Here is a 26,142-nt window from a genome sequence, read left to right as displayed (position 1 = left end):
CCAAATGCTAATCAGCAGGAAGAAAAAACTCAACACGGCGCAGCTTTTCACCATTACGGGCTGGGACAACAACCACAATCGCACACATACCCCTTCCATCCTGAGCAACCGCTTTTGAACGGACAAGAACCCCATTCTCTTGGTCCGCAACCTTCTTACCTACCTCAGCACATCCCGCAGCCAAAACAGAATCAGCTCCTAAAAAAGCTGTTATTATCAGGAACAAGAAAACTTTTTTCATCATAGACATCTCAATAATCTATTTTCTTTATCTTCTAAAGGATAAAAGAAATAATGTTTTTTTTGAGGTGGATTTAAAATCACAACTGGAAAATAAATTACCTTCTATCTTACAGAATGAACTACCCATGCTACTCCAAATTTTTAAAAATTAAAAATAAAATATTTTTAATAGTGAAAAGAAAACTTATTGAATAAAATAATAAAATATTAATACATTTTTTTACGAGACATAAATAATTATCAAATAAACACCTTACTCTTTAAGAGCTATAGAAAAAAAATACTTCTACTCCATATAATTTTTATAGATTTGTTTTGTTGTATTACTTTTCAAAAGGCTCTTTTTAGATGTTTAATTTTTTTAAAAAAAAGAAAAGACAACAGCATAAGCCATTTCGCAGCCCTACTCTCATCGAATTAGATGCACAATTAGATACAGCGCTTTATCGCCTTCGTTCTGCTAACCGTTTTTTCTGGAAAACGGCAAAAATCATTTCACAAAACTTTCAGCTTCAAGGATGGAAACGCTTTATCGTTGAAATTCTCGATGAAATACTAACATTAGGACTGATAGGTTTTACTCTTTTCACCATTTTGGGCATTTCTGTTTTTGAACTAACCAAAACAGATTGGTCATCTCCTAAAAACTTTTCCATTCTTTTTTTAGATCGCTATGGAAATTCCATTGGTCACCGTGGTGCACTACCGGCGATCTACGTTCCCGTTGAAGAAATGCCAGACACCGTTATTAAAGCGGTTCTTGCTACAGAAGACCGTCGTTTTTTTGATCATTTTGGCATTGATTTTCAAGGACTTACACGGGCAATTTCACAAAACATGCAAGCAAAAGGGGTGGTGCAAGGAGGGTCAACTCTTACACAACAATTGGCTAAAAATTTATTCTTAACAAATGAACGAACCATAACACGTAAAATCAAAGAAGCTTATCTTGCTCTTTGGCTCGAAGCAAATTTTAGCAAAAAACAAATTTTACAACTTTATCTTGACCGTGCCTATATGGGAGGAAACAATTTTGGTATTGCAGCGGCGGCAAAATTTTACTTTGGAAAAAACATCCGTCACGTATCTTTAAGTGAATCGGCTATGTTAGCAGGGCTCTTTAAAGCGCCAACAAAATACGCGCCTCATCGTCATCTTTTTGCTGCTCAAACACGTGCCAATGTCGTTCTTTCTAATCTTGTTAATAGTGGCTTTATGACAAAAAGTCAGATTATTAACGCGCATCGCCACCCTGCTAAGGCTCTTCCCCAAATAGACAATAATCAGCCTGATTATTTTCTTGATTGGGCATTCGAAGAAGTCAAAAAAATACGTAATCAACTTCCAAGCCATCGTTTAATTATTCAAACAACGCTTGATCCAGTACTTCAAAAAGTAGCTGAAGAATCTATTGCATATCACTTACATCAATATGGTCAACAATATCATGTAACACAAGCCGCCACTGTTATACTCGATAATAACGGTGCCGTATGCGCAATTGTTGGAGGACTAGATTATAAAAAAAGTCAATTTAACAGAGCAACACAAGGCGGGCGGCAACCTGGTTCTTCATTCAAACCTTATGTTTACGCAGCAGCACTGGAACACGGCCTTTCACCTTCAACAATCGTTTTAGATGCCCCCATCAACTGGGGCGGTTGGACACCAAAAAATAATTCTGGTCGTTATCTGGGAAAAATTGATTTGGCAACGGCTTTAGCCTTTTCCATTAATACCGTCCCTGTCTATCTTACCTATCAATATCTGCACCGCGATACAAAACCCATCATCGATCTCATCAAGAATATGGGAATTAACGCACATATTTTATCACACAAAACGATGGTTCTTGGTACTTCCAACATGACCCCCATGGATCAAGCCACTGGCTTTAATGTCTTTGCGAATGGCGGGATAGCTGGTAATCGTCATGGTTTCACGCAAATAAAAACACTTGATGGACATGTGGTATGGGATTTCGAGCACAACGGAAAAAAACTACATCGTGTTCTCAGCAGACAATCAACTGCTTATATGAACCAAATGATGGTGGGGGTCACAACACGAGGATCCGGTAAGCGTGCTGCTCTGCCCATGACTCTTGTTGCTGGAAAAACTGGAACATCACAATCTTATCGCGATGCTTGGTTTGTTGGCTTTACGGGTAATTATACTGGCGCGGTATGGATGGGAAATGATAACTTTTCACCCATGAATCGTGCTTTTGGGGGAGGCGTTCCTGCCATGATATGGCATCGCATTATGCTTACTGCGCATCAAAATATCATGCTTAAACAGCTCTACGGTGTTAAAGATTCTCTCCTCCCTTATCAGTCTCCAACACTTTCTTCCCATGCAAATTCTGAATTTTCCGCCCCAATACCCTCTATGCTTTCTCCAGAAACATTGCATATCGTGCGATTGATTAACAAAGATCTGAAAAAAAACTCTGCAATCCCTTTGAAAATAGAAACAACGGGAGATTCAAAATTTTGAATTCAATATACTCTCTATTATTTTTTAATATCATCGTTTTCTTTTTTATCTTCGCTTTTTCCATTTTATGTGGAACACTGAGTGTCGATTATGCGCTCAATTCCTTTCCTCATTTTGGACGCTTCACCATTGGAAAATGGAGTGCTTACCCAAAAGTAGGGACCGCCAATATGGATCCTTACACCCGCGCCCGCACGATCAAACAAGGTATTGTTTCACTTGGACACACTGAAGGTCTTCAATTCCAGATTTGGCAAGACAATAAAGGACGTCCACTCCACCCTCACTGTCATTATTTGCTCAAAGGCACTCTCCCTCAAACCCGTCTTTTTACCCTTTATACAGCGGATAAATCCCTTAAACCCTATATTTCATCGAAAGAAATACCTTTTGAACTTCACACTGATAATATTACTTATGAGCATGATGGCTCATTGCGCATCAATATTTCATCTACACCGCAAGCCGGCAATTGGCTTGCAACCGTTAGTCAAAAAGAATTCGGGCTTATTCTCACCTTATATGATACCCCCATCATCTCTGCAACAGCATTACACAATCTCACCATGCCCTCAATAGAACAAATCCCATCAGGACAAATAAATTGTGACTAGATTTATTCATACCGCACTTCTTGCATTCATTGGTGCTATTATCGTTCATATTTGTGTTCTCTTTCTGATCCCCTCTTGGGCACAAAATAATATATGGACAAGCCTTAAAAAATCTGGAACCCCTTATCAATTTGTTGATTTTACTCCTGATAATCCTATTCAAGAGTTTTCTGATCCACTCTTTCTTCTTAAAGTCTGCAGATTTAATCTTGAAAATGGACCCGTTCATTTAAAGGCTTTGAAAACACGACAATTTTGGTCACTGGCTGCCTACACACACAACGGAATTATTTTCTACAGCCTTAATGATCGAACCGCCCCTGATGCGACACTCGATCTTATTATTGGAAAACCAATACAAATAATAGAACTTAAAAAATCAAAACCTAAAAAAAATGCCAATGCAGTTTTGGTTGCTAAAAATTTGAATGAAGGTTTTGTCATTTTACGTATTTTTACCCCTTCTTCCATGGCAAAAAAAGAAAGTGAAACTTTTCTTTCATCGGCTACTTGTCGCATATTTTATGAATAAAAATATCCTTACTTGTACAGCGACCTACTTTTTAATAAAAGTGAAACAAAACCTATAAAAATAGTTATCTTTTTCCTCGATCAATTTTTTTCTATTAATCAATATATTATAATTTAGGTTTGTCTGTTTTTAGATCCCTCGTTTTTTATAAAGATAGATAAAATGTTTTTAATCCCCTCACATTAATCTTTGATGGAAATACAAACCACATGTATAGAGGTCCATTGATTATCTATATAAGAGAGAATGAAATCTCTATTGCACATACCCATTTTATATTTAGACAAAACTTTTCTTTATAATGATAATTTATTTCTTTAGATGTTGCATTAAAAGCGCCCAATATCCTAAGATTCTCTCATTGACAAACTTGTCCCATTTGAATCAATTAAATCCCGCGTCTTTTGCATAGTACAAGCAAAATTGATGTGTAAATAAGCACTGTGCAATAAAAATGCATCGGATGGGCCGTTAGTTCAAGAACTGTTGCGAAATTGAGGGCTAAAAAATAGAATGATGTTACTGGTTTTCTTTTTCATAAATGTAGGGATGGGGATGCTAAATTGCTTGATTTTTAATCCCTTCATAGGCACCGTCGCAAAATGAGCGTGAGCGTTGAGAGATGTCTTTTTAAAACAAACGCCGTGAATTCGCAATTCAATGATATTCCGTTATCCGATAGACAATACCTGACAGAAAAAACTCCCCACAACGAAAAGAAAAAGTGTAAAATTTTAGACAAATAGGCTCATAATAACTGGAGAACTTGTCATTTGAGTTTCTTTCTATTTACTTACAAACATTCTCATAAAATTTGATCAATGACATGGTAATTTTCCGAAAAGATACCTATTACCTTCAATAAAAGCACTAAAATAATTGCTGAAAATTGATGAGATACCACGCATCCTTGACCTCAAAAACAAGTGCTTTACTTTTGTCTTATGAGCAGAAGCTTTTTATAGGATATGCACTCTGAAAAAGCTTTGCTTATAGTTTACAGTTGAGGGGAAAAACTTCATGAAGAAGAAATATGTTCGGTTAATTTCAAGAGCAGCGGTATGGTCTCCTCGAGTTGGTGGATTAGCGTTCTTTATTCTATTATTTTCGATTATTTTACAACGTTTTTCCGTCATTAACGTAACTGATTTTATAATTTTGATCGGCATCGCTACGGGTTGTGTGATTATTTCTCTTTTTCTTGCTATTAAAGCACTTCATAGTTTGTGGGTCAGTGGGGCTTTAGGGGGCATGAAAGCTTTAAAAGGGATCGTTTATTCACTCATAACTGCAACACCATTGATATTCTTTTTTGGACTTTGGTCTACCTTACCGGCTCTTTATGATATTTCTACCGATACGCAAAGACCACCGGCTTTTTTTCGTACAATGCGTCCCAGCGATGCTTTACCCCTTAAAAGTGTTTTGCTTGAACAAGCAACATTACAGAGGTCACAATGGCCAGAACTGTCGGGGCGCCGTTATGATGGCTCACCTGAACGTATTCTCGAATCCATTCTCAATGTTTTAGCGGCGTATGATTGGCCTATTGTAGCGCAAAGAGAATTCAAAGGCGAAGAAAATGAGATTTATATTGAAACGAAAGCTAAAACTTTTTACCTTGGCTTTATTTCGGACATTGTGATCCGTTTAACGGATGAAGGTAATACAACTTTCGTTGATATGCGTTCTGCCTCTCGTTATTTGCCGAGAGATTTAGGAACCAATGCTGCCTTTATTATCGATTTTATGGATGCTCTTGATACAGAAATTGCTTCACTTCCTCTCTCACAAGATGATGGATAAAAAATAAAGAGAGATAAGGCATTTTATTTCATAAAAAAGCTTATTTTTCAATAAATTATAATATATTAAGAAAATAATCACTTTTCAAAAGCTATAAACTGAGAATTCTTATGAAAAAGACAATAATCTCAAACCAAATCACTCTTGAAATAATTAAAAAGATTAAAAAATAGGAAATAAAAAAACAGAACTCTTAATGATAATTTTGATATTAAAGACTCTGACTAACTGTAATCAGTACATATTTTTAAATATAAATAGTATATAAAAAATAATAATATAGTTTTTTATAATAATATATACATAATAAATTATAATTCTTAAAATAATGTAATAACTTAATTCTATATTATTTTAAAATTCCCATATATTCAACTAATAAATTTCCAGCATAATATAATATAAAAAACATAATTGTTTATAATATTATCCTTTTTACCCTCCAGTTCTCACTTTTAAATCTATTATAAAAAACATTAAAAATCCATATATAAACGCTGCCAATAAGGATCCAGTAAAAGTATTCATAACAAAAAAATCCAAAATAAAATATCTATTACCATACACAAAAATATCCCTGAAATCAGTTTAGCCATAGCTTTAAAGTATGTTTACAATATCACTGATCTCAGAAATATCTTTATAGCTATTTTCTAAATAAATTAGAAACAGTGTCCCTCCACTTTACGGATGGCATTGATTGTACTTATCTATCAAACCGTTAGCAGCTCCTCCTAATCCGCCTATTACAGTTGAAGAGACAATGCTAACACCTCCCACTGCAGCCATTACTGTACCAACTTCTGCTCCTATGCCTCCGTGTATGGCAGCTGCTTCAACATAATCGTTTACTTCACAACTTGGTGCCGTATGGCATTCATTGTATTTATCTGTCAAGGCGTCACCAACTCCTGCTAGTCTACCTCCTATCACTCCTCCTACAATACTACCTGCATCTAATGCTTGAGAATGAGCACCTGTGCTACAATTATCTTCTTCTGGAAACTGTGCGGGCGTGAACTTTTGTGTGAATCATTTGATGAGCTTGAACTCCCCATTTAATCCTCCTTTAATTATTAAAAAAACGTATCACAGTGATATAATTAAAGCAGGTAGCATGATGTTTAGAAAAATATCAAATATCATTTGTAAAAATAACAATAAAAATACTGTATAAACAATACATATATTATAAAATAATGTATATTACTTATTAAGTAATAATACTATTTACAGTACTGTTTAAATATACAATATTCATTGCTCTTTCTTTTAAACAAAATCATAAATTCAAATAAGTCACTCACAAGAAAAACTAGTCGCCTTCTCTTGGTTTACAAGAACAACAAAGAAATATATTTATTATGTCATAAAACTCGGTTGTTTTGCGTTTATTGGGCTTAGTGAATCCTTTTATTTTTTAAGCAATTATTGACCGTATTCTTCCTTTTCAGCGCCTTGAAAGTCTCTATGCTATCGTTGTCTTGATGGTTGCTATCATGCTGTTTAGCACTTTAGCAGGCTACCTAGGCACTTATTTAGCCAATCGGCTTACCCTAGATTTGGACAGCATATTTATACTCATCTTTTAAGCCTCTCCTTACCTGTGTTACGTCATTGGCAAGTGTGGGGGAACTGTTTTCGCGTATCGGAGAGGTTGATACAATTCGCGGGTTTCTAACAGGAACCATCGCCACAACTGTACTGAATGTTCTATTCGCAATCATTTATCTTACTGTACTCTTTTCCATTAGTCCGAAACTTACTTTTATTGTTCTTATCATTTTACCTTTACACATGGGCTCTGTAACATCGGTTGGTCCCTTTTTACATCGCCAATTATGCCGTGCTTTCACTCTGCAAACCGCACATAAATCACGCCTTATTGAAAGTTTTACCAATCTTGAAGCCATCAAAGCGCATGTAAAAGAATCTGCTCATACGATACCAATGCAAGAAACTTTAGCCCGCAGTCTCGATAAAAGTCTTGCAACCAGTAAATTTCAGCTTTTAAATGAGGCTTTAAGCCATATTTTTGGTGACCTTTTTACTATCTTTATTATCTTTTTTGGTGCTCAGGCAGTGCTGAAAAATCAAATCACACTAGGGAAACTTGTTGCTTTTCATCTTCTCGCTGGCAATGTTTCTGGTCCCATCTTAAGCCTTGCCTCCCTATGGGAAGAAGAAAAGCCTCCCCTTCAACTCACTACAAGTCCTCAGCTTGACGCTAAAGATAGCTGTTTTTCTTATGGAGAAAATCAATTATTAGCAATCTTAATGTCTGTTTAAAACTTGAGCAACTCATTATGTTGCTTGGTCCTTCAGGCTGTGGAAAATCAACCTTTGCAAAACTTCTTTGTGGTCTTACCCTCCAACAAGTGGACGGATATTGATTAACAACCAATCTATACAGAATTTTGATATGCGTAGTGTGCGCCAAACAATCGCATATTTTTCCTAAAGTCTTTACCTTTTTTCTGGAACCATTCTTGAAAATATGCTTCTTGCTAAACCAAATACATCGGAAGATGAAATCAATGCTGCTCTTCATGCGAGTGCTTGTTATGATTTGATTTCTCAATTGCCTCAAGGGATTCATACCCAAATAGGCGAGCAAGGGGGCTTTTTATCTGGTGGACAACGTCAACATCTAGCATTGTCTTGTTTTTGCTCATCGAACCGCAAGATTCTTATCTTGGATGACTCCACTTCCGCATTGGATGACAGGGTCAGTGCACAAATTGTTGAGCATTTATATAAACTTTTACAAGATCGTATTATTCTCGTTATTACGCACAAACGTGATCTTTTTTCCAAGCATGCAACTATATTAAATTTCTCTGATCTGGAGGCAAAAAATGGCAGATAAGGCTCCCCATTTGCGCCCTTTATCGCCAACCCTTCATATGGTGATTGCTGTTTTGGTTTCCTTATTCCTGTTTATTGTCATTGGTAGTGTTATCACCAAAACAGAGATTTTTGCGCAGGGACAAGGAGCGGTGATTCCTACCTCCTATGTTCAACTCGTCCAAGAGCAAAATACAGGACGCATCGAGACAATTCTTGTAAAAGAAGGGCAATTTGTCCACCATAGTGATCTCCTTATTCAATTGGATCCGCATGAAGCTTTAAATGAGCGCGCACATGTCCAAGACGATATCGCTCAACAAACCCTTCAAGGGCAAATTGCCGCTGCGATTTTAGCAGCCTTGAGTGAAAGAGATCCTTTGGATAAAGATTTTGTTCCTAAAGGACTGGCTTATTTGCAAATCTCTTCCTCCAGTAACAAAACAGCGAACATGGAAAGAGAAAAACTCATCCATGCGACCCTTCAATCGCTACAAAATAAAGTAAAAGCATGAAAGCCCAAGCTGATCGTGTTACACGAAGCGATGCTATACAATATGCGCAATTGGATAGATTACGAGATGATCAACAATTAAGCCAAGAAAAGCTTAAAGCGGCTAAAAGCTTGATAGAAACAAAAGTCATCAGCCATTCTCTTTACTTAGAACGTCTACATGACTTTAAAAATGTGGAACATGAAATCTTAGCCAATAAAAAACGTTTGGAAGAAAATACCGCTGAAATAGAAGCCCTCCACAAACAACGACAAAGCCTTATTTCCAATGAAATCGCCCGCTATCGACAACTTTCTCGAGAGACAAAACTCTCTCTGCAAAGCTTAAAAGCCAAACTTGACAGCAGCCAATATCGTCTTGATCACTTATCACTTTATGCCCCTGTTTATGGACGCATTGATGATTTAAGTATTTATTCATACTTGGGGTGGCTTTGTAGAAGCGGGTAGAACCCTTATGCGTATTGTCCTAGGCTCAGGGGGGCTCATTGTTGAAGCATTTTTTTGATAATCGTGATATTTGGTTTTTAGAAAAAAGCCAACGTGCTTGCGTAAAATTTTCTGCCTTTCCACCTGAACGCTATGGCGTTATCTACGGTACCGTTATGAATGTAGGGGCAACCGCCCGCTATGAGCAAGAGATTAATGGTGCTTATGCTGTTTTAATCAAAATCGACCAAGATCATATCAGTTTTAATCACCAAGAGCTTAAATTTATCCCAAGCATGACTGTGACAGCTGATGTCATTACTTCAAAACGGCGCCTCATTTCGTATTTCTTTGAACCTATCACCAAAGTTTTAGAACAACCCCTAAAAGAAAGATAATCTGTATGAATGAAACTCCATCTCCCTCACTAATAAATCCAATAACAGCTTTGAGCGCTATGGTTGTTTTAATGCTTCAATCCCCCCTACACCGCCGATGGCTAGTCTGGGATATCGAACGAAACTTAGGTCCTGCTTTACGAGTTGGACAATATAAACTCTATCAAAATGAACATGGAGAGTTTGGTGCCTTTATCACTTAGGCTTTTTTAGATGAACAAAATCATCAATCCATGCTTAAAAGAGGAAAGCTTTTATCCAATGCTAACTGGCAGACTGGAAAATATGTATGGTTTATTGACTATGTAGCACCCTATGGTCGTACTGCGCATATTGTCCGCGACATGCAACGAAATATATTCCCAAATCAGCGTTATTTTTATGCTGTCCGACGCAATGAAGATGGTGGAATACGAAAAATTGCCCGCTGGTGTTCTTATAGAGCACAAAATCCACCCGAATAACTTTCCTAAAGCACGTTTGCATAAATCATTTAAGCTCTATTTTTATGGAGAAGAAACTCTGAAAAGAACTAAAAGATAATATTATTCATCTTAAAACAGAAAAGAGCCAATTTAAAACAGATGTTTTTTCTTCCTATTTTACCAGAACTTGCAGAAACCCTTAAAATTGGTCCCGTAAGTGATGAAACATTTATTTGTGGAAAAAAGGTAAAAAACTAACTAAAAAAGTTTTGGCAACCTATTTCGTAAAGCTTGCAATGCATCAGGAATAAAAAAAATCAGCCCACGGATTAAGAAAATTAGCAGCTACCCGTGCTGCTAATGTCAGTGCTACAGTTTCACAAATGAAAGCACTTTTTGGCTGGACTGAAGATAATATGGCATCTCTTTATACAAAAAGCGCAGATCGTAAACGTCTCACAATAGAAGCCATTAAAAAACTTCAAAAAAACTAAGGCAATGGATAACACCTAAAAAAATAAACCAAAGCATCATAAAAATTATGAATGAAATCAAAGCGATGTTTGATTAACCTCAGAAATCAGAGGAGAAATAGGTGGTTGTGTCTGTTGCATTATTTGCCATAAATTATAGTTTGTTTGCATATCCAACCAAAATTTTGCTTTACTAAAACCAGCTAATTCTAATTTAATCGCAAGCTCGGTACTCATAGAAGCATGACCGTTAATCACTCTTGATAGAGAAGCTCTTGTCATATGGAGGTGATCGGCTAATTTTTGTATTGATAGCCCCATTTCTTCCAAGAAAGCTACCTTTAGAACTTCGCCCGAATGTGCAGGATTATGCATCATTTTATTGTTCCTTTCATCAATGGTAGTCTTGATCATCAACAAGCTTCTGTTCCCATAAAGCGAAAAGTAACACGCCAATTTCCATTCACCCATATAGAATAATAACCTGTAAGTTCACCTTTAAGAGAAGGAATTTTAAAGGTAGGCGCTTTCAACATTGCAGGCGTAATAGCACTTGTTAAAGCCGTTAAGATAACGCGTAATTTTTTACATGATCTGCTCGAATAGCTTTTGTAGCCCCTGTTGTATAGAATAATTTTAAGCCCTTATGTTTGAAACTCACAATTGCCATTACTGCCCCTTATCGTATACCATAGCTATACGGTTCATAAAAATTAAGAGTCAAGCACCATACAAGCAAATTTAGTTTCATATTTGGATAAAATGATTGATAAAGCTACAAAAAGGCTCAGTATAGACAGAAAATAAGTTAAAAGAACAACGGAAATAAAATTCCCGTACTTTCTGATAGCTCATTGATTTCATTAAAGTATGGCTGGGGTACCTGGATTCGAACCAGGGAATGCCGGTACCAAAAACCGGTGCCTTACCGCTTGGCTATACCCCAAAAAAACGCACTTTATAATTACTTTCGCACCTTATAGCGATTCCTGTCATTGGACGCAATATCTGAAAATCAAAGACTTCACTTTTTTATCACAAAACTTCTCTGCCTTGTACATCGATACAAATTCGCAACAGAAAAGAATAGATGATGATTCTTTTAACATAAGTCACAACCCTTTATCCATAAATTATTTTGCTCTTTTATTGATTGTATAGGAACAGAAAATCTTATCGTTTACTCATGTCTCTAATAAATTAGCATATGCTTTATTTTTCTTGATATATCCAAATCTCATCTTGCTCAATTAAAACAAAAGCTGTCACCATATTGAGGACTGACATACTGTATGATAACCGCTGTGCTCTTTCATTAAGCGTAAAGATGATAATGTCTCTTAAACATATGGCTTAATATTCTATTGTAAACACTATGATACGCTAATGGGTTAGAAAAGGTCTGCAAAAAATTAAAAACATTTTACGTGATATTTGAAACAATATTTTTAGGTATAAAAAGAAAGAATGATCGTTCTCTCTATATTTACTTTTCATCTAAAAGATCACAATGTTTTTTTCTGTTCATAGATGTAAAAAAATCTTCAGAAGCAATATTTATATAGATCCGTGCTCTTTATTTAATTCATTAACATACACTTCCTAAAAACCCCGTTTACGATAAAAAGAAAGACATTAAAATTAATTAATATAAATAAGCATTCAACATTTGCTTTTAGGTGCCGCAAATGGCAAATTAGGCTTTTAAAGTAAGCTTAACAATTAGAATCGAGGAGATTTTTAAATGGCTTTTGAATTGGCTGCATTGCCTTATGATTACGATGCTCTTTCGCCTTATATGTCACGCGAAACGCTTGAATATCATCATGATAAGCATCACCTCGCTTATCTCACCAATACCAACAACCTTATAAAAGACGCAGGCTTAGAAAATGAAAGCCTTGAAGAGATTATTAAAAAAAGTTTTGGAAAAAATATTGGTTTATTTAATAATGCAGCGCAATATTACAATCATAACCATTTCTGGCATTGGATGAAAAAAGAGGGTGGTGGTCAAAAGCTGCCTGAAAAACTAGCAAAAGCTATTGAATCTGATCTAGGTGGCTATGACAAGTTTCGTGCTGATTTTATTGCTGCTGGCGGTGGCCAATTTGGCTCTGGATGGGCATGGGTTGCTGTTAAAGATGGTAAGCTTGAAATTATAAAAACGCCGAATGGTGAAAATCCGTTGATCCATAATTCTCAACCTATTCTAGGTGTGGATGTGTGGGAACATTCCTATTATATTGACTACCGTAATGCTCGCCCGAAATATCTTGAAGCTTTCGTGGATCATTTGATCAATTGGGATTATGTGTTAAAGCTTTATGAAGATTGCGGACTGTAAGTTATCTAGATAGTTTTTTAGTATCTATAAGTCTCTATAATTCAATAAATTATAGGGACTTAAAAATAGAGATATTATGGATTATAAACCGTCTTTTCCTGCTATCTTTAGAATATAGGCATGGATATAGGCAATTTCTTCTAACTTTGAAAAACGTCCAGCCGCACCAGCGTGACCTGAATCCATATTAATGCGCAATAAAATTGCATTATCATCTGTTTTTAACGCACGCAATTTTGCTACCCATTTTGCAGGTTCCCAGTATGTTACACGAGGATCGGTTAATCCTGCTATCACAAGCATAGGAGGGTATTTTTGCGCTTTTACGTTATCATAGGGAGAATAAGAAGCTATAAGATTGTAATCTTCTTGTGATTCAAGAGGATTTCCCCATTCGGGCCACTCAGGGGGTGTTAGAGGTAAAGAAGCATCGAGCATCGTTGTTAAAACATCAACAAAAGGCACATTAGCTATAATTCCAGCAAAATCTTGGGGCGCTATATTGGCAACAGCCCCCATCAACATTCCTCCTGCCGAACCACCATGCGCAATAAGCCGATCATGAGCTGTGAAGTTATTGTTTACAAGATAGCGCCCACAAGCAATAAAATCGGTAAATGTGTTATGTTTACAAAGATGTTTTCCTTTCTCATACCATTCAACCCCTTTTTCTTTGCCTCCACGAATATGGGCAATGGCATAAATAAAACCTCTGTTTACGAGAGAAAATACATTACTATTGAAACTGGCAGGTATAGAGATCCCGTAAGCACCATAACCGTAAAGCAGACAAGGTGCACGACCATTAAGAGATGTCTTTTTATGATAAAAAAGTGAGATGGGAATTTTTTCACCATCCTCTGCGGTGGCCATAATACGCCGCGTTATATATTCATCTTTATTATGACCAGAGGGAATTATTTGCGTCTTTAACAATATTCGTTTACGACTTTTCACCTCATAATCAAAGATTTGATCAGGTGTCGTCATAGACGAGTAAGAAAAACGAATGGACTGGCTATTATATTCCGCTGCACCTTGCAAACCTAAAGAATAAGCCTCTTCATCAAAAGCAATGGAATGGATTTGTTGCGTCGTACGATCCATAATTTTGATACGAGGAAGTCCTTCAAAGCGTTCGAGCCAAACAAGAAAATCTTGATATGCATCATGGGATAAAATCAAACATCCAAGCTGATGAGACACAAGCTCTGACCAATTTTCTGATTGCGGCGCTGCATATGGCGCAACCATCATTTTAAAGTCCTTTGCATTGTCTACATTTGTAAGAATATAAAAGACGTCTCCACCTTCTGTCAGTGAATATTCAACACCTTTTTGCCGTTTTCGTACACATTGAGGAGCATTAAGAGGCGCTTTTGCAGGAATTAACCAGATCTCTGACGTTTCATGGTCATGAATATTAATATAAATAACATCATGAAGCTTAGAACCACTTACATTTAAGAAAAAACCTGGATTATCTTCATGAAAAATAAGTTTATCTTGCGATTGATCCGTGTTTAAGCGATGATAATAAAGCTTAGAAGGTCGGTGACTTTCATCCACTTTTGTATAGAAAAAACCTTCAGATTGAGCATCCCATACAATTTGTCCTGATGTATCAATAAGGGTGTCCGTAAAATCAGATAATGTTTCTAAATTACGAATTTTAGCTGTATAAAATTCTGATCCTTTATCGTCATAGGTCCATACAACATATCTATGATTAGGAGATTCTTGAACTGAACCAAAGTTAAAATATTCTTTACCTTCAGCCAAAAGATCACCATTAAGATAAACATGTCTTTCTCCACCATCCCTTGGTGTCCGAAAATAATGTGGTTGCTGCCCTCCTAGAACATAAGAAAATCCGTAAGCAAAAGGTCCATTTTTTATAGGAACGGAACTATCATTCTCTTGGATCCTGCTCTTCATTTCTATAAAAAGTAAATCTCTTAATGACTTTGTATCAGCCATTTGAGCTTCTTGATAAGCATTTTCCTTTTCGAGGTGATGTCGAATATTGGGATCAAGACAGTTAGGATTTTTAAAAACATCTTGCCAGTTAGATGCACGTAACCAATGATAGGGATCATCACGCAAAATACCATGATACATTTCCTTATGAGTGATTCTAGACGCTTTGGGAGGAGTTACAAAAGTGTGGGTCATACACAATCCTATATTAAAATATATTAATCGCTTCGTTTATATGTTAGAATCATAATTATTGATACAAGTGTAAAAACATAATTTCTATGCACTTGCAAAAATAGTGTCCTGATAATTTTTACAGTTAATACCCTTCTACTCATTACCTGTCACAGCTATTGTTTTCTAGAGATGAAATACCACCTTTACAATGGAAGTAACTTGTCAGACAATTAAATCATGAGCTGAAGAATTGTTTTTTAATAGTATAAATGTATAATTTTATAGAAGTGGATAAATATATCTAAGTTTTTATAATCATATTGTAAAAAGTAAAAACCACTCTATAATATCTTAAAGTAATACTTTATATTATAGAAATGTATTTACAGCTATATTTTGTTTATTATTATATTTAATAAATACAAATCATAAAAATAAATAATTTTTATCTTATGTTTTTTTATATTTGTGATATGTTATATATTATGCACAGCATGTTATATAATAAAACTATATTCTAACATGTAAGAATTTCACTTTATCTTATTATAGATTATGTCAAAAAATAGATATTTATTTGTTTTTTTTATGTTTTGGCAATTTTATAGAATAATTGAATTGACAAAAAAGATTTTTGTACAATATGAAGCTCATGTGCATGAGATCTTTGTATTATGAGTATATGCACTATATCTCGATTTTAAATTACTCGATTTTAAATTAAAGGAAACAAGAATGGAACATCGTGCAGTCTTAGAGACTGAAAGCAATTTAGTTATTACATTGGTTGCTGATATTGTTGCTGCCTACGTGAGTAATAATTCTATTCGACCGACTGAAGTGCCAAGTTTAATTGCTGATGTCCATGCTGCTTTTCGTAAAGCAGGGAAGCCAGAGTTAACAGAAGTCGAAGTTGAAAAGCAAAGGCCTGCCGTTAATCCAAAGCGTTCAATATTTCCTGATTATCTCATTTGTCTTGAAGATGGGAAGAAATTTAAATCTCTTAAGCGTCATCTCATGACACATTATGGAATGTTACCAGAGGAATATCGTGAAAAATGGCAGTTAGACAGCTCTTATCCTATGGTAGCGCCTAATTATGCCAAAACACGTTCAGCTTTGGCTAAAGAAATGGGGCTTGGACGCAAAAGCAAAAGAAAAAAAGCTAAATAAACCATTATGTTACGAAAAATGGTTCGTATATAAAGTCGACTTTTGGTGTATATGTTTTTTTGTAAAATTTTATATATAGTTCTTTCTACAAAGGAGATTATACATAACTTTCGCTACGAATCCGTTTAATCATTGATTTAAGACCATTTGATCGTTGTGGTGTGAGATTTTCATTTAAACCAAGTTTTTCAAAGAGATCTTGAGCATTAGAATTGCGAATTTCAGAGGCTTTCTTGCCTGAATAAAAGGCTAAAAGAATGTAAATGAGTCCACGCACAATATGTGCATCGGAATCGCCTTGAAAGGTTAATGTTGGATCTTCCGAACTATTCCGTGAAGATAAAAGCCATACTTGGCTAGCACAACCAGGAACTTTGTGGGCCTCATTTCGAGCACTTTCTGGAAAAGGCGGCAACTCATGACCAAGCTCAATGACATAGCGATAACGATCTTCCCAATTATCCAAAAGCGAAAAGTTCTCTATAATATTATCGATTGTTTCTGCCATTACCTTAGTCCTGTTTCATCTGAATAATCATGTTAAATACACTTATTGACAGATCAATATTTATTTTCCTAACATAATCGATATGAGGTGCGTTAAAAACTGTTATTTTTAAGATAACATTGTACGTTTTTGTAAGAACTCTTGTAGTTCCATCTTGCGTGGAACATTAGAAGAATTCTCTATATTATTTTTGTTTCCTAATATGTGCCCTAAATATTCATAAGCAGCTCTTGCACCATAATATGCGCGTTCGCCAAGTACACTTAAAAAGGACTTGCCTACTTTACAGGCTTCTATATTACGATCACAAAATGTTCCTAAATCACTTAAAGCTTCCTTAAAAGCAATGATCACATCGCTTGTTGTTGTTTCATTATTTTTGGAGCTCGGAGAATGGTTATTATTTGGATTTTCTACAAAAAATGAAATAATGATAAAAATAAAAAACAAAAAAAATGATAATTTGATTAAAAAACGTATCATGGGCCATCACTGTACCGAAGTGGTCAATACAATAAAAGAATCATTTTATACGCCGCTTCTTTATAAAAAATTTATAAAATGAGTTTTATAGAATTGAGTCTGCATTTCTGTGACCTATGTCAAAGACTCTTTTATAAATAATACAATGCCGCTGCATAAAAATGATACATTGTCTATTCGGTAAAAAAATCAACATCAAAATTATATAAAAATACTATACATTTAGGATCATTATATAATCAGCATATTGAGAGAGATAATTATGTTAGTGTATAAGGGATAGATATGTATAAAATGTTGTTTCATAATAAGTTTTTTATTTTTATGTTTAACGCAAAACCTTAATACCGCAAGATCATCTCATTTGAAGTCTGTTCATATTGAAACAATAAAAACTATTTATTTGCAAATTACAAACGGAGAGAACCATACGGATAAAAACTTTATAAGAAAAGGCTAAAAATGCTTCTTATGAACCGTCTCAAATGCCAAGGACGGTTACAAAACATTAGACACTGGAGAAATGTGTGATAGTGCAGTTTTCTTCTTTATAAGCATCAAGATATAAGCTGCTCAACGCATTTACCGTTATAACGCCCATTTGCCACTTTTTATTCCACAAAAATATAACAATAGGATAAAGATTAAATACATAGTCCAATTTTTTTCCTATGTTGTGTATATATTTATTTTAAATAACAATTTATCATTTTAAGCTTAGCTGACAAGATTAAAGAGATTAAGATTCTGTTATTCTTATCCTATTATCGATAAAATCTTTACTTTGCCTATGAAATTTTACTCAATTTATAAGACTTTTAATGGTATGTCACGAAAATAATCAACATGTTGATAAAACATAAAAAAATAGACGCATTTCTTATCATTTCATCTCAAGGAAAGCTTTTTCTATAACATTGTAAATATAAATTTCATTGATCCTTATTATGTGTAGAAGACCTTTATACAGAAATATAAGATCATTAAGAGATCATTGTTCTTCCTAAATCCTTTACAGAGCAGTAACCTTTTATATGTAAATTATATAATAAATGTTTTTTTTAGCGTTATAGGAAAAAAGTCTCGACTTAATTTTAAAGTATAAGCAACCCTATGCACCTAAAATGAAGAATGACGTGATATAACTATTTCGATGATTAACTATGATAATGCATTTTGCAAATACCAAAATAGCTTTGGATGCTCATTCATTTAACACTCCCTTTATAGAGATTAAAGATTTTTAAATATGAAATTAATAAAAGTTGATAAGTGCTCTTATTGATTTATCAACTTATAAATGGATATAATGAAGCGTCTCATTTTAGGAGCTTGAAGGAAAAAAGCAATCATATAAAGAATGTGCTTCTTTCTAGCTGGAAATAAGAAATAATTTATATTCGTTTCTTTTTTGAAAAATAAATGCAACTGAAAATCAAAACGAATGACAACAAACCGAAAGACATCCCGAAACAAAACTGTAAAAAATCGTAAATACCAAAGTAGTATTGTTATCACCCTTCTTCTTATAATTTTTTATTTTATTTTTTGGATAACAAAAACTCTTTATTTCTATACACGAAAAAATACTTTATTTTCTGTCGGATCTTTTCTTTTTATCATTAGTTTTTTATTTGTTTCATTTAATGCTTTATTTTTGCAAATAACAACGCATAAAAATATTTTAACTCAAATGAAGTTTTCCTCTGCTCAAAGTATAGGAAAAAGTTCTCATTTATCTGAAAAAGCAGTAAAATCACAAAAACTCTCTCGTGTAGATTCTGTAAATTTTCCAAGTCATCAGCAGACAAATCCATCTTTTTTCTTTCAATCAGAAAACATACTGGAAAAGCAAAAAGAATTAGCAAAATTAGGACTTTATGATGGTCCTTTAGATGGATTGGATGGGCCTAAGACGCGTCATGCTATCGCTTTATGGAAACAACAGGCTACTCAAAAAATGCAAAACAATGTTTTATCCAATCCCACAACAGATGAAATTGCATTATTAATTAAACAGAGCGAAATAGAAATGGCAAATAATATAACAAATTCGAAAAATGCTGTTTTAGATCCTTCTGTTGAAGATATTTTACAGGTGCAAAAAGCTTTACATATTTTTGGTCATGAGGAGATTATTGTCACAGGAATAGAAGATCAAAAAACGATAGAAGCCTTAAAACAGTTTCAAAAAATGTTTGACCTTCCTATCACGGGAAAAATTGATCACACAATTTTGATGAAAATGCGTGAAGTTGGTTTATTTAATTAAAACTAATCATCTATATTACAAAAAAATGACCTATTTATAATGATAATTTGTCATTTTCTTGTTTAATGCCTCCCAAATACAAAAATATTTCTTCACCACAATCCCTTTTATGTTAAATAATCAGAATGGCTTGATTCCATATTCTCTATTGAGCCATACAATTTTCTAGCAAGGGGATCACGACCGGTTACAAAAAAAGAAATCGTTGTGAGAGAGTGAACGTGTTTGTTTTAAAAATTTTATTGCTTCTGATGATAAGGGAACACCAAATTCTGTTGTAACGTCACGCCTTCATTTTTATATTCTCGATCCAAAAATGATCCATCTATAACTATCATTTGTTTTCATGAATATGATGTAAAGAAATGTCAGAACACCTGTAAGAATAAGTAGATGAAAAGCCCGTTATGTTATAGTTTTTATTTTGCAAAGTATTTTATAAAAAAATCAATACATTTTTCCAATCTATTACTGAAATTTTTTTTACTTTATGGCGTTGCTTTCTAAAAAAGCCCATGCTTTTGTTGTGGCTTGTAAATCAACATTCAATCGCATGGTTGAGATAAAAAGCTTGCTTTCTCTGCAGTTGTAACCTTTGTATGCCAAAATATGTTCAAGCGTGATATCTCTGTTTGTGTAATCTCTTAAAATAAGGAGACGACTTAATTTGGGTAGGATATAAAATTTTAAGGATAGAAACCACTTCCCATTTTGACCATTTTACTTTCATTCAGCTTTACGACTTTCAAAGACATCGACAAGATATGCCTTCTTTTAAGTAATGGCGATTATTGCCTCACACTTTTGTTTATCGCATATTTTTTGAGGCTTACGCCCCTTTATGGAAAAGAATACCTTAAATGGAATATTTTGAGTGCATATTTACGAGCTTTCTTTTACGAGCTTTCTTTAAAGAAACATCTCTCAAAATATCCAAGCCCATTTTGTAACAATATCCGTGAATAATATAAACTCTCTGGCGCTATCTATCATCTTTACGCTTGTAAAGAAGTAAGTCGGCACCATTACACACTACGCCTGTCTCTAATGTTGCAACAACTCTTGGCACTTGAGATAATTTATAAGAGTCATATCCTTGCTTTCATTTTTTTCTTCATCTTGCTTTCCCCCTCTATAACGTGCAAGAGAAATAGCTTTGATTGATTCGATTATGAAAGAAATTGAAATGAGAAAATCTTGCGATACTCAAAGCTATTCTCCAATATGAGAAATAAAATTATCATTATAAATGAATAAGTTGTGCAATTATATATTCCTTTATAAGTATAAAGTTGGTCGCGCGCAATGGACTTTTAAAGTCTAGAGAGAATTTTATAAACTTACAAAGCATTTACATAATCCTATTCCACGGCTGATAATATGAAATGGATTAAAAGACATTTATTCAAAATAACAAATAAATGTACAAAATTAAATACATTCGTTTAGGGTGTTCCGTCTTGATAGACAACACATTAATTTATAAAAATAATCTAGCGTTATTCATATTGAATGAAAGTCCCGAATATCGTAAGATTCTCCCATTTCCAACTTGTTTATGTTGCATCAATCAAGGTCATTCGCTTGCACGTTATAAGCAGGGAAGCCTGTGTGGATAAAAAACTATTAAGAAAAGTATAAAGATAGTTTTTATGAATCGCCTTAATGTAAGGTCTGTCGGCAACATTCTAGGGCTTGCAAATATAATGATGGTGCCAGCTTTCTTCTCCACAAACGTAAAGATGGAGGAGCTCATGGACTTACTGTTATACCATTCATAGACGCCATCATGAAATGGGTTTGGGTGCACTTTGAGAGATGTCATTTTAAAATAAGCCCATAAATTGGCAACTGGGGGGGGGCGTTCTGTTTTATGTGAGCGATATGACCCCATTAAAGAACGTGAGAAACAAAAGCGTGATGCAATAAGCAATCTTCATTATTTAAAGGACATTGCTTTAGATGCTTTTGAAAGTTGCAAAGCTGAATTAAAAAAAGAGGATGAGGCTAGTGATTTGTTTGCATCTTTACGACTTCATATTCTCCCCCAATTAGGCTGTCTGCCGGTTTAAGAAACTACACAAACAGAAATACGGTCTATGCTTTTCCCTATTTGGCATACAAAAACTGAAACTGCTCGGATAGCATTGGTGCGTCTTAATCTTTGTCTTAAACATGCGGCTGCCTTGAGTTTGGATGTTGATTTACAAGTAACAGAAAAAATACGCACTCTCTTAAGGAAAACAACACCATAAAGCATAAAACATGCCGCCGGCTATGGATTGGAAAGATATACCAACTTTTTATAAAACACCTTGTAAAGCATCATCCCTAACACAACTGGCTTTGCACTTGCTTATTCTGACAGGTATTCGTACATGCGCCCCTTGTGTAATATTCATAAAGATTAAGTTGATGGGGATACCTAGACTATTCTTGGCTCGAGAATATGAAAGAAAAGCGTTATGCTACAACAGAGTTTCGTGCACCCTTATCAACAGAAACATTGGAAATTAAAAAATAAGCGCGCTTTCTTTCTCGCAATGGTTTGTTTTTTGCATTTAGTCGCAGTCTCCTTGCTGCAAACTGTATGGCTCAATCCCCCCATAAAATAGCAGGTGTATGAATTAACTGCACAATAGTGCGTCACTCTTTATCAAGAATCCCCTCAATACTGAAATTATATTAATAATACACTTTTTTATCTTACTTTATATTTTCTTTCACAGACCTCTCAAAATACACTTTTTCACATGAGATAAATTATAATGCATTATAATTTTCTTTAAGGAAGAAAATAAAGGACTGTACATAAAAATTTATTTCAGTGGTAACGATATAATAAAAAATATTAACCCGTTATATCCTTTTTGCTATGGCTGCTTGCGCTGCTGCTAAACGAGCAATTGGGACTCGAAAAGGAGAACATGAAACATAATCTAAGTTATTTTCTTCACATAAAGCAATAGAAGCAGGATCTCCCCCATGCTCACCACAAATTCCCAATTTTATTTTTGCACGCTTTGAGCGTCCACGCTGTGCAGCAATAGCAATCAGTTCTCCTACGCCATCACGATCAATCGAGACGAAAGGATCTTGTTCTAAAAGGCCCTTTTGAAAATAAGTTGCCAAAAAAGGAGCAGCATCATCACGAGAAATTCCAAAAGTAGTTTGTGTCAAATCGTTTGTGCCAAATGAAAAAAATTCCGCCGTTTCAGCAATTTCATCGGCTCGAAGCGCTGCTCTTGGAAGCTCAATCATCGTTCCAACCATATACTGAATAGTACTTTTCTTTTCTTTCATCACTTCCCCAGCAACCTGATCAATACGCTCTTTTACAAAATCGAGTTCAGATTTAAGCGCAATAAGTGGCACCATAATTTCAAGTATGACAGGGGATCCAGATTTTTGGGCAGCTTCTGCTGCTGCTTCAAAAATCGCTCGTGCTTGCATTTCGGCAATTTCAGGATAAGTAATGGCTAAACGGCAGCCTCGTAATCCAAGCATAGGATTAAATTCGTGCAGCTGCTGGGCGCGTTCAGCAAGTACTTCCGCAGAAACCCCCATAGCTGTTGCAACTTCAAGAATTTCTGCATCGGTTTTAGGTAAAAATTCATGGAGTGGCGGGTCTAACAAACGAATGGTCACAGGCAAACCACACATAATTTCAAATAGTTCACTAAAATCCGAGCGCTGCATTGGCAAAAGCTTGTCTAACGCTTTACGACGACCCGTTTCATCATGACTTAAAATCATTTCACGCATGGCAACGATACGTTCACCAGAAAAAAACATATGCTCCGTACGACAAAGACCAATACCTTCAGCCCCGAAAGAACGCCCCATATGGGCATCAGAGGGTGTCTCAGCATTAGCGCGAACCCTTATACGTCGCATCCCATCAGCCCATTCCATTAACGTTGCAAAGTCTCCACAAAGCTCAGGCTGCAACATCGCAACCTTCCCTTTGAAAACTTCCCCACTTCCACCATCAATTGTAATAATATCACCCTTTTTAAAGCTTTCTCCTGAAGCAAGCAGCGTATTTGTGTTATAGTCAATTCGCACACTGCCAGCACCAGAAATACATGGCTTTCCCATCCCTCGCGCTACGACAGCAGCGTGGCTTGTCATACCGCCACGCGTTGTTAAAATTCCTTCAGCCGCATGCATACCATGAATATCTTCGGGGCTTGTTTCAACACGAACCAAAATAACTTTGCGCCCTTCTGCCGACGCCGTTTCTGCCTCTTCTGAAGTAAAAACAATTTCACCCGTTGCCGCTCCAGGAGAAGCTGGTAAACCACGCCCTATAACCAAACGTTCTGCTTTAGGATCAAGTGTTGGGTGTAAAAGTTGGTCAAGTGACTTTGCATCAATACGCATCAAAGCCTCTTCACGACTGATGAGCCCCTCCTCAACCATTTCAATGGCCATCTTGAGAGCCGCACGAGCTGTGCGTTTTCCAGAACGTGTCTGCAGCATCCATAATTTACCTTTTTCAATGGTAAATTCGAGATCTTGCATATCCCGATAATGCTGTTCAAGCTTCTGCGCAATCTGACATAACTTCAAAAAAGCTTCAGGCATGATTTTTTCTAAAGACGGTTTATTTGAACCGGCAACAATACGCGCATTTTCTGTAATATTTTGAGGCGTTCGAATACCCGCCACAACATCTTCCCCTTGCGCATTAACTAAAAACTCACCGTAAAGTTCTTTTTTCCCTGTCGACGGATTGCGTGTAAAAGCAACCCCTGTTGCCGAATCTTCTCCTATATTACCAAAAACCATAGCTTGCACATTCACTGCCGTTCCCCAATTTTCAGGAATGTTATGTAAACGACGATAAGTAACCGCACGTGCCGTCATCCAACTTGAAAAAACGGCTCCAATCGCCCCCCATAACTGCTGTTCAGGGTCTTGTGGAAAAGGGCTTCCTGATTTTTCTTCAACATAGGCTTTATAAGAAAAAATAACATTCTTCCAATCATCTGCAGTCATTTCTGTATCAATAGTATAACCACTGCGTGCTTTTGCTTCATCGAGAATTTCTTCAAAATATGAATGGTCTAATCCCAAAACAACGTTAGAATACATTTGGATAAAACGTCGATAACTATCATAGGCAAAACGTTCATTATTGGCTTGCAAAGCAATCGCTTTTACAGTCTCATCGTTCATGCCAAGGTTTAACACTGTATCCATCATTCCTGGCATAGATGCTCGCGCCCCTGAACGAACAGAAAGTAAAAGTGGCCTTTGCTTATTCCCAAATTCACGCCCTGTTTGTTCACCCACGCGTCTTAGCGCTTGCGTAACAGATTCCTGTAGCTCTTCTGGATATGATTTGTTATGAGTATAATAAAAATTACAAACTTCAGTTGTCAGAGTAAAGCCCGGAGGGACAGGTAAACCCAAATTACTCATTTCTGCTAAATTAGCGCCCTTACCTCCCAAAAGATTACGCTCGCTTGCATTTCCTTCTGCACTACCATCTCCAAAACTATAAACCCATTTTTTCATTGTACACATCCTCCCATATCAGCATCAAAACATCATTCAACCTAGGCTCATTCAAAAGCAATGATTTGATTTAAAAATCAGCAAAATAAAAAATATCGTTTCATAATCGCTTCATAACTGCATAAGACCAATCTTCCCAAAAGAGATAATGATCACACGTCTCACTTATCCATCTTCTGGAAAATTAAAACTCATTTTTTAAGATAACGATCAATCACCGACAAAAAGTCTTCTACTTTCATGGCACCTTCATATTTATCACCATTGATAAAGAAAGTAGGCGTTGCTGTGACACCCAGTTCTTTACCACGCTCAAAAGATGCATTCACTTCATCTAAAATGGTCTGATTTTTTAAACACGCAGTAAAACTTTCTTCGGTAAAACCGGCCATTAAGCTAATTTTTTTCAAGGGTGTTAGAGCATCTTTTCCCCAAACCCACTCATTTTGTTTTTGAAATAAAACTTCTATCAAAGGAAAATAACGATCTTCTGGTGCACAGCGCGCTAACATAAAACCTGCAGTTGCCCGAGGATCAAAAGCATAATCGCGGAAAATCAGTTTTACTTTTCCTGTTTTGATATATTTTTTACGAATTTGAGGAAGTATATCATTATAAAAATGCGCACAATGCGTACATGTCAACGAAGCATACTCAACAATAACGACTGGTGCATCCGCTTCTCCTTCAAAGCGATCTTTTACTTTACCCGACTGAAGAAGTTCAGCCATATCTACCGTTGCAACGGGTTTGGGACCACGCGCTAAAGCAACTGCTAGGCTGTTTTGTACAATCATTATGAAGAGAAAAATTACCCCGAAAGATAAAAAAGAACGATATTTTACCATAAATATTACTTTTCTGTTGTTATTAAACAAATAGGAATCCAATGCTTT

Annotated in this window: 21 protein-coding genes, 1 tRNA gene and 4 pseudogenes; 16 read left to right on the top strand and 10 right to left on the bottom strand. The window is 35.5% G+C overall.

Annotated features, from left to right (window positions below; translation table 11 throughout):
- Positions 1-7: 7 nt before the first annotated feature.
- On the bottom strand, positions 8-244 hold the full coding sequence (locus tag AC6ER9_RS06085) for a hypothetical protein (RefSeq protein WP_497073901.1): 237 nt from the start codon (positions 242-244) through the stop codon (positions 8-10).
- Positions 245-591: 347 nt separating this feature from the next.
- Here AC6ER9_RS06085 and AC6ER9_RS06080 point away from each other — a divergent pair, with 347 nt between their 5' ends.
- The 4 genes from AC6ER9_RS06080 (at position 592) to AC6ER9_RS06065 (ending at position 5,694) form a co-directional block, all read left to right on the top strand.
- Complete coding sequence (locus AC6ER9_RS06080) at positions 592-2,742, top strand: transglycosylase domain-containing protein (protein ID WP_497073900.1); 2,151 nt, start codon at positions 592-594, stop codon at positions 2,740-2,742.
- Positions 2,739-3,356 carry a DUF1214 domain-containing protein gene (locus tag AC6ER9_RS06075; RefSeq protein ID WP_497073899.1) on the top strand — a complete coding sequence of 206 codons (618 nt, stop codon included), beginning with the start codon at positions 2,739-2,741 and terminating at the stop codon, positions 3,354-3,356. The genes AC6ER9_RS06080 and AC6ER9_RS06075 overlap by 4 nt, the downstream gene beginning before the upstream one ends.
- Positions 3,349-3,888, top strand: a complete 540-nt coding sequence (locus tag AC6ER9_RS06070) for a DUF1254 domain-containing protein (RefSeq protein ID WP_497073898.1) — start codon at positions 3,349-3,351, stop codon at positions 3,886-3,888. Before AC6ER9_RS06075 ends, AC6ER9_RS06070 begins: the two co-directional genes overlap by 8 nt.
- 1,020 nt (positions 3,889-4,908) lie before the next feature.
- Positions 4,909-5,694 (top strand): DUF1499 domain-containing protein, encoded by a 786-nt coding sequence (locus AC6ER9_RS06065; protein ID WP_497073897.1) that lies wholly within the window; start codon positions 4,909-4,911, stop codon positions 5,692-5,694.
- Positions 5,695-6,378: 684 nt separating this feature from the next.
- Here AC6ER9_RS06065 and AC6ER9_RS06060 read toward each other — a convergent pair.
- Entirely contained in the window at positions 6,379-6,627 is a 249-nt protein-coding gene (locus tag AC6ER9_RS06060) for a hypothetical protein (protein ID WP_497073896.1), read from the bottom strand.
- Between the two features lie 693 nt (positions 6,628-7,320).
- Between AC6ER9_RS06060 and AC6ER9_RS06055 the strand changes: the two genes are divergently transcribed.
- The 8 genes and pseudogenes from AC6ER9_RS06055 to AC6ER9_RS06020 all read left to right on the top strand — a co-directional run.
- Complete coding sequence (locus AC6ER9_RS06055; RefSeq protein ID WP_497073895.1) at positions 7,321-7,983, top strand: ABC transporter transmembrane domain-containing protein; 663 nt, start codon at positions 7,321-7,323, stop codon at positions 7,981-7,983.
- Between the two features lie 17 nt (positions 7,984-8,000).
- Complete coding sequence (locus AC6ER9_RS06050; RefSeq protein WP_497075292.1) at positions 8,001-8,087, top strand: ATP-binding cassette domain-containing protein; 87 nt, start codon at positions 8,001-8,003, stop codon at positions 8,085-8,087.
- A gap of 104 nt (positions 8,088-8,191) precedes the next feature.
- Entirely contained in the window at positions 8,192-8,563 is a 372-nt protein-coding gene (locus AC6ER9_RS06045; protein ID WP_497073894.1) for an ATP-binding cassette domain-containing protein, read from the top strand.
- On the top strand, positions 8,553-9,056 hold the full coding sequence (locus AC6ER9_RS06040) for a hypothetical protein (protein ID WP_497073893.1): 504 nt from the start codon (positions 8,553-8,555) through the stop codon (positions 9,054-9,056). Before AC6ER9_RS06045 ends, AC6ER9_RS06040 begins: the two co-directional genes overlap by 11 nt.
- Entirely contained in the window at positions 9,053-9,505 is a 453-nt protein-coding gene (locus AC6ER9_RS06035) for an HlyD family secretion protein (protein ID WP_497073892.1), read from the top strand. Before AC6ER9_RS06040 ends, AC6ER9_RS06035 begins: the two co-directional genes overlap by 4 nt.
- A gap of 41 nt (positions 9,506-9,546) precedes the next feature.
- Positions 9,547-9,882, top strand: coding sequence for a beta-barrel domain-containing protein (locus AC6ER9_RS06030; RefSeq protein WP_497073891.1), 336 nt, complete (start codon positions 9,547-9,549; stop codon positions 9,880-9,882).
- 5 nt (positions 9,883-9,887) lie between these two features.
- Positions 9,888-10,346 (top strand): annotated as a pseudogene (locus AC6ER9_RS06025) (toxin-activating lysine-acyltransferase).
- A gap of 62 nt (positions 10,347-10,408) precedes the next feature.
- Positions 10,409-10,801 (top strand): annotated as a pseudogene (locus AC6ER9_RS06020) (tyrosine-type recombinase/integrase); the annotation flags it as partial.
- Between the two features lie 57 nt (positions 10,802-10,858).
- Here AC6ER9_RS06020 and AC6ER9_RS06015 read toward each other — a convergent pair.
- The 3 genes and pseudogenes from AC6ER9_RS06015 to AC6ER9_RS06005 form a co-directional block, all read right to left on the bottom strand.
- Positions 10,859-11,158 carry a HigA family addiction module antitoxin gene (locus AC6ER9_RS06015; protein WP_497073890.1) on the bottom strand — a complete coding sequence of 100 codons (300 nt, stop codon included), beginning with the start codon at positions 11,156-11,158 and terminating at the stop codon, positions 10,859-10,861.
- A gap of 16 nt (positions 11,159-11,174) precedes the next feature.
- Positions 11,175-11,450, bottom strand: a pseudogene (locus AC6ER9_RS06010) (type II toxin-antitoxin system RelE/ParE family toxin).
- A gap of 201 nt (positions 11,451-11,651) precedes the next feature.
- Positions 11,652-11,726, bottom strand: a tRNA-Gln gene (locus AC6ER9_RS06005).
- 798 nt (positions 11,727-12,524) lie between these two features.
- Between AC6ER9_RS06005 and AC6ER9_RS06000 the strand changes: the two genes are divergently transcribed.
- Positions 12,525-13,127, top strand: coding sequence for a superoxide dismutase (locus AC6ER9_RS06000; protein WP_497073889.1), 603 nt, complete (start codon positions 12,525-12,527; stop codon positions 13,125-13,127).
- Between the two features lie 81 nt (positions 13,128-13,208).
- On the opposite strand, the gene AC6ER9_RS05995 is transcribed toward AC6ER9_RS06000, so the two are convergent.
- Positions 13,209-15,302 carry a S9 family peptidase gene (locus tag AC6ER9_RS05995; RefSeq protein WP_497073888.1) on the bottom strand — a complete coding sequence of 698 codons (2,094 nt, stop codon included), beginning with the start codon at positions 15,300-15,302 and terminating at the stop codon, positions 13,209-13,211.
- A gap of 717 nt (positions 15,303-16,019) precedes the next feature.
- Here AC6ER9_RS05995 and AC6ER9_RS05990 point away from each other — a divergent pair.
- Complete coding sequence (locus AC6ER9_RS05990) at positions 16,020-16,457, top strand: Ros/MucR family transcriptional regulator (protein ID WP_497073887.1); 438 nt, start codon at positions 16,020-16,022, stop codon at positions 16,455-16,457.
- A 97-nt stretch (positions 16,458-16,554) separates the two neighbouring features.
- On the opposite strand, the gene AC6ER9_RS05985 is transcribed toward AC6ER9_RS05990, so the two are convergent.
- Entirely contained in the window at positions 16,555-16,965 is a 411-nt protein-coding gene (locus tag AC6ER9_RS05985) for a SufE family protein (RefSeq protein ID WP_497073886.1), read from the bottom strand.
- Between the two features lie 108 nt (positions 16,966-17,073).
- Positions 17,074-17,448, bottom strand: a complete 375-nt coding sequence (locus tag AC6ER9_RS05980; RefSeq protein WP_497073885.1) for a DUF5330 domain-containing protein — start codon at positions 17,446-17,448, stop codon at positions 17,074-17,076.
- A gap of 1,444 nt (positions 17,449-18,892) precedes the next feature.
- Here AC6ER9_RS05980 and AC6ER9_RS05975 point away from each other — a divergent pair.
- Both AC6ER9_RS05975 and AC6ER9_RS05970 read left to right on the top strand, forming a co-directional pair.
- The gene (locus tag AC6ER9_RS05975; RefSeq protein ID WP_497073884.1) at positions 18,893-19,720 is read left to right on the top strand and encodes a peptidoglycan-binding domain-containing protein; all 828 of its coding nucleotides are present in this window, start codon (positions 18,893-18,895) and stop codon (positions 19,718-19,720) included.
- Positions 19,721-21,363: 1,643 nt separating this feature from the next.
- Positions 21,364-22,319: pseudogene (locus tag AC6ER9_RS05970) on the top strand (tyrosine-type recombinase/integrase); the annotation flags it as partial.
- 260 nt (positions 22,320-22,579) lie between these two features.
- On the opposite strand, the gene ppdK reads toward AC6ER9_RS05970, so the two are convergent.
- The gene (gene ppdK / locus AC6ER9_RS05965) at positions 22,580-25,246 is read right to left on the bottom strand and encodes a pyruvate, phosphate dikinase (protein WP_497073883.1); all 2,667 of its coding nucleotides are present in this window, start codon (positions 25,244-25,246) and stop codon (positions 22,580-22,582) included.
- A gap of 191 nt (positions 25,247-25,437) precedes the next feature.
- Positions 25,438-26,094 (bottom strand): DsbA family protein, encoded by a 657-nt coding sequence (locus tag AC6ER9_RS05960; protein WP_497073882.1) that lies wholly within the window; start codon positions 26,092-26,094, stop codon positions 25,438-25,440.
- Positions 26,095-26,142: the final 48 nt, after the last annotated feature.

This window comes from Bartonella sp. SL317 (assembly GCF_059687655.1).
This window is presented reverse-complemented; position numbering and strand designations above follow the sequence as displayed.

Excerpts from the sequence above, each read along its gene's own strand:
- AC6ER9_RS06000 (WP_497073889.1), top strand. The coding sequence starts at position 12,525 with ATGGCTTTTGAATTGGCTGCATTGCCTTATGATTACGATGCTCTTTCG.
- AC6ER9_RS05980 (WP_497073885.1), bottom strand. The coding sequence starts at position 17,448 with ATGATACGTTTTTTAATCAAATTATCATTTTTTTTGTTTTTTATTTTT.
- AC6ER9_RS06085 (WP_497073901.1), bottom strand. The coding sequence starts at position 244 with ATGATGAAAAAAGTTTTCTTGTTCCTGATAATAACAGCTTTTTTAGGA.
- AC6ER9_RS06050 (WP_497075292.1), top strand. The coding sequence starts at position 8,001 with ATGTTGCTTGGTCCTTCAGGCTGTGGAAAATCAACCTTTGCAAAACTT.
- AC6ER9_RS05990 (WP_497073887.1), top strand. The coding sequence starts at position 16,020 with ATGGAACATCGTGCAGTCTTAGAGACTGAAAGCAATTTAGTTATTACA.
- AC6ER9_RS06065 (WP_497073897.1), top strand. The coding sequence starts at position 4,909 with ATGAAGAAGAAATATGTTCGGTTAATTTCAAGAGCAGCGGTATGGTCT.
- AC6ER9_RS05960 (WP_497073882.1), bottom strand. The coding sequence starts at position 26,094 with ATGGTAAAATATCGTTCTTTTTTATCTTTCGGGGTAATTTTTCTCTTC.
- AC6ER9_RS05975 (WP_497073884.1), top strand. The coding sequence starts at position 18,893 with ATGACAACAAACCGAAAGACATCCCGAAACAAAACTGTAAAAAATCGT.
- AC6ER9_RS06015 (WP_497073890.1), bottom strand. The coding sequence starts at position 11,158 with ATGATGCATAATCCTGCACATTCGGGCGAAGTTCTAAAGGTAGCTTTC.
- AC6ER9_RS05995 (WP_497073888.1), bottom strand. The coding sequence starts at position 15,302 with ATGACCCACACTTTTGTAACTCCTCCCAAAGCGTCTAGAATCACTCAT.
- AC6ER9_RS06080 (WP_497073900.1), top strand. The coding sequence starts at position 592 with ATGTTTAATTTTTTTAAAAAAAAGAAAAGACAACAGCATAAGCCATTT.
- ppdK (WP_497073883.1), bottom strand. The coding sequence starts at position 25,246 with ATGAAAAAATGGGTTTATAGTTTTGGAGATGGTAGTGCAGAAGGAAAT.
- AC6ER9_RS06035 (WP_497073892.1), top strand. The coding sequence starts at position 9,053 with ATGAAAGCCCAAGCTGATCGTGTTACACGAAGCGATGCTATACAATAT.
- AC6ER9_RS06040 (WP_497073893.1), top strand. The coding sequence starts at position 8,553 with ATGGCAGATAAGGCTCCCCATTTGCGCCCTTTATCGCCAACCCTTCAT.
- AC6ER9_RS06045 (WP_497073894.1), top strand. The coding sequence starts at position 8,192 with ATGCTTCTTGCTAAACCAAATACATCGGAAGATGAAATCAATGCTGCT.
- AC6ER9_RS05985 (WP_497073886.1), bottom strand. The coding sequence starts at position 16,965 with ATGGCAGAAACAATCGATAATATTATAGAGAACTTTTCGCTTTTGGAT.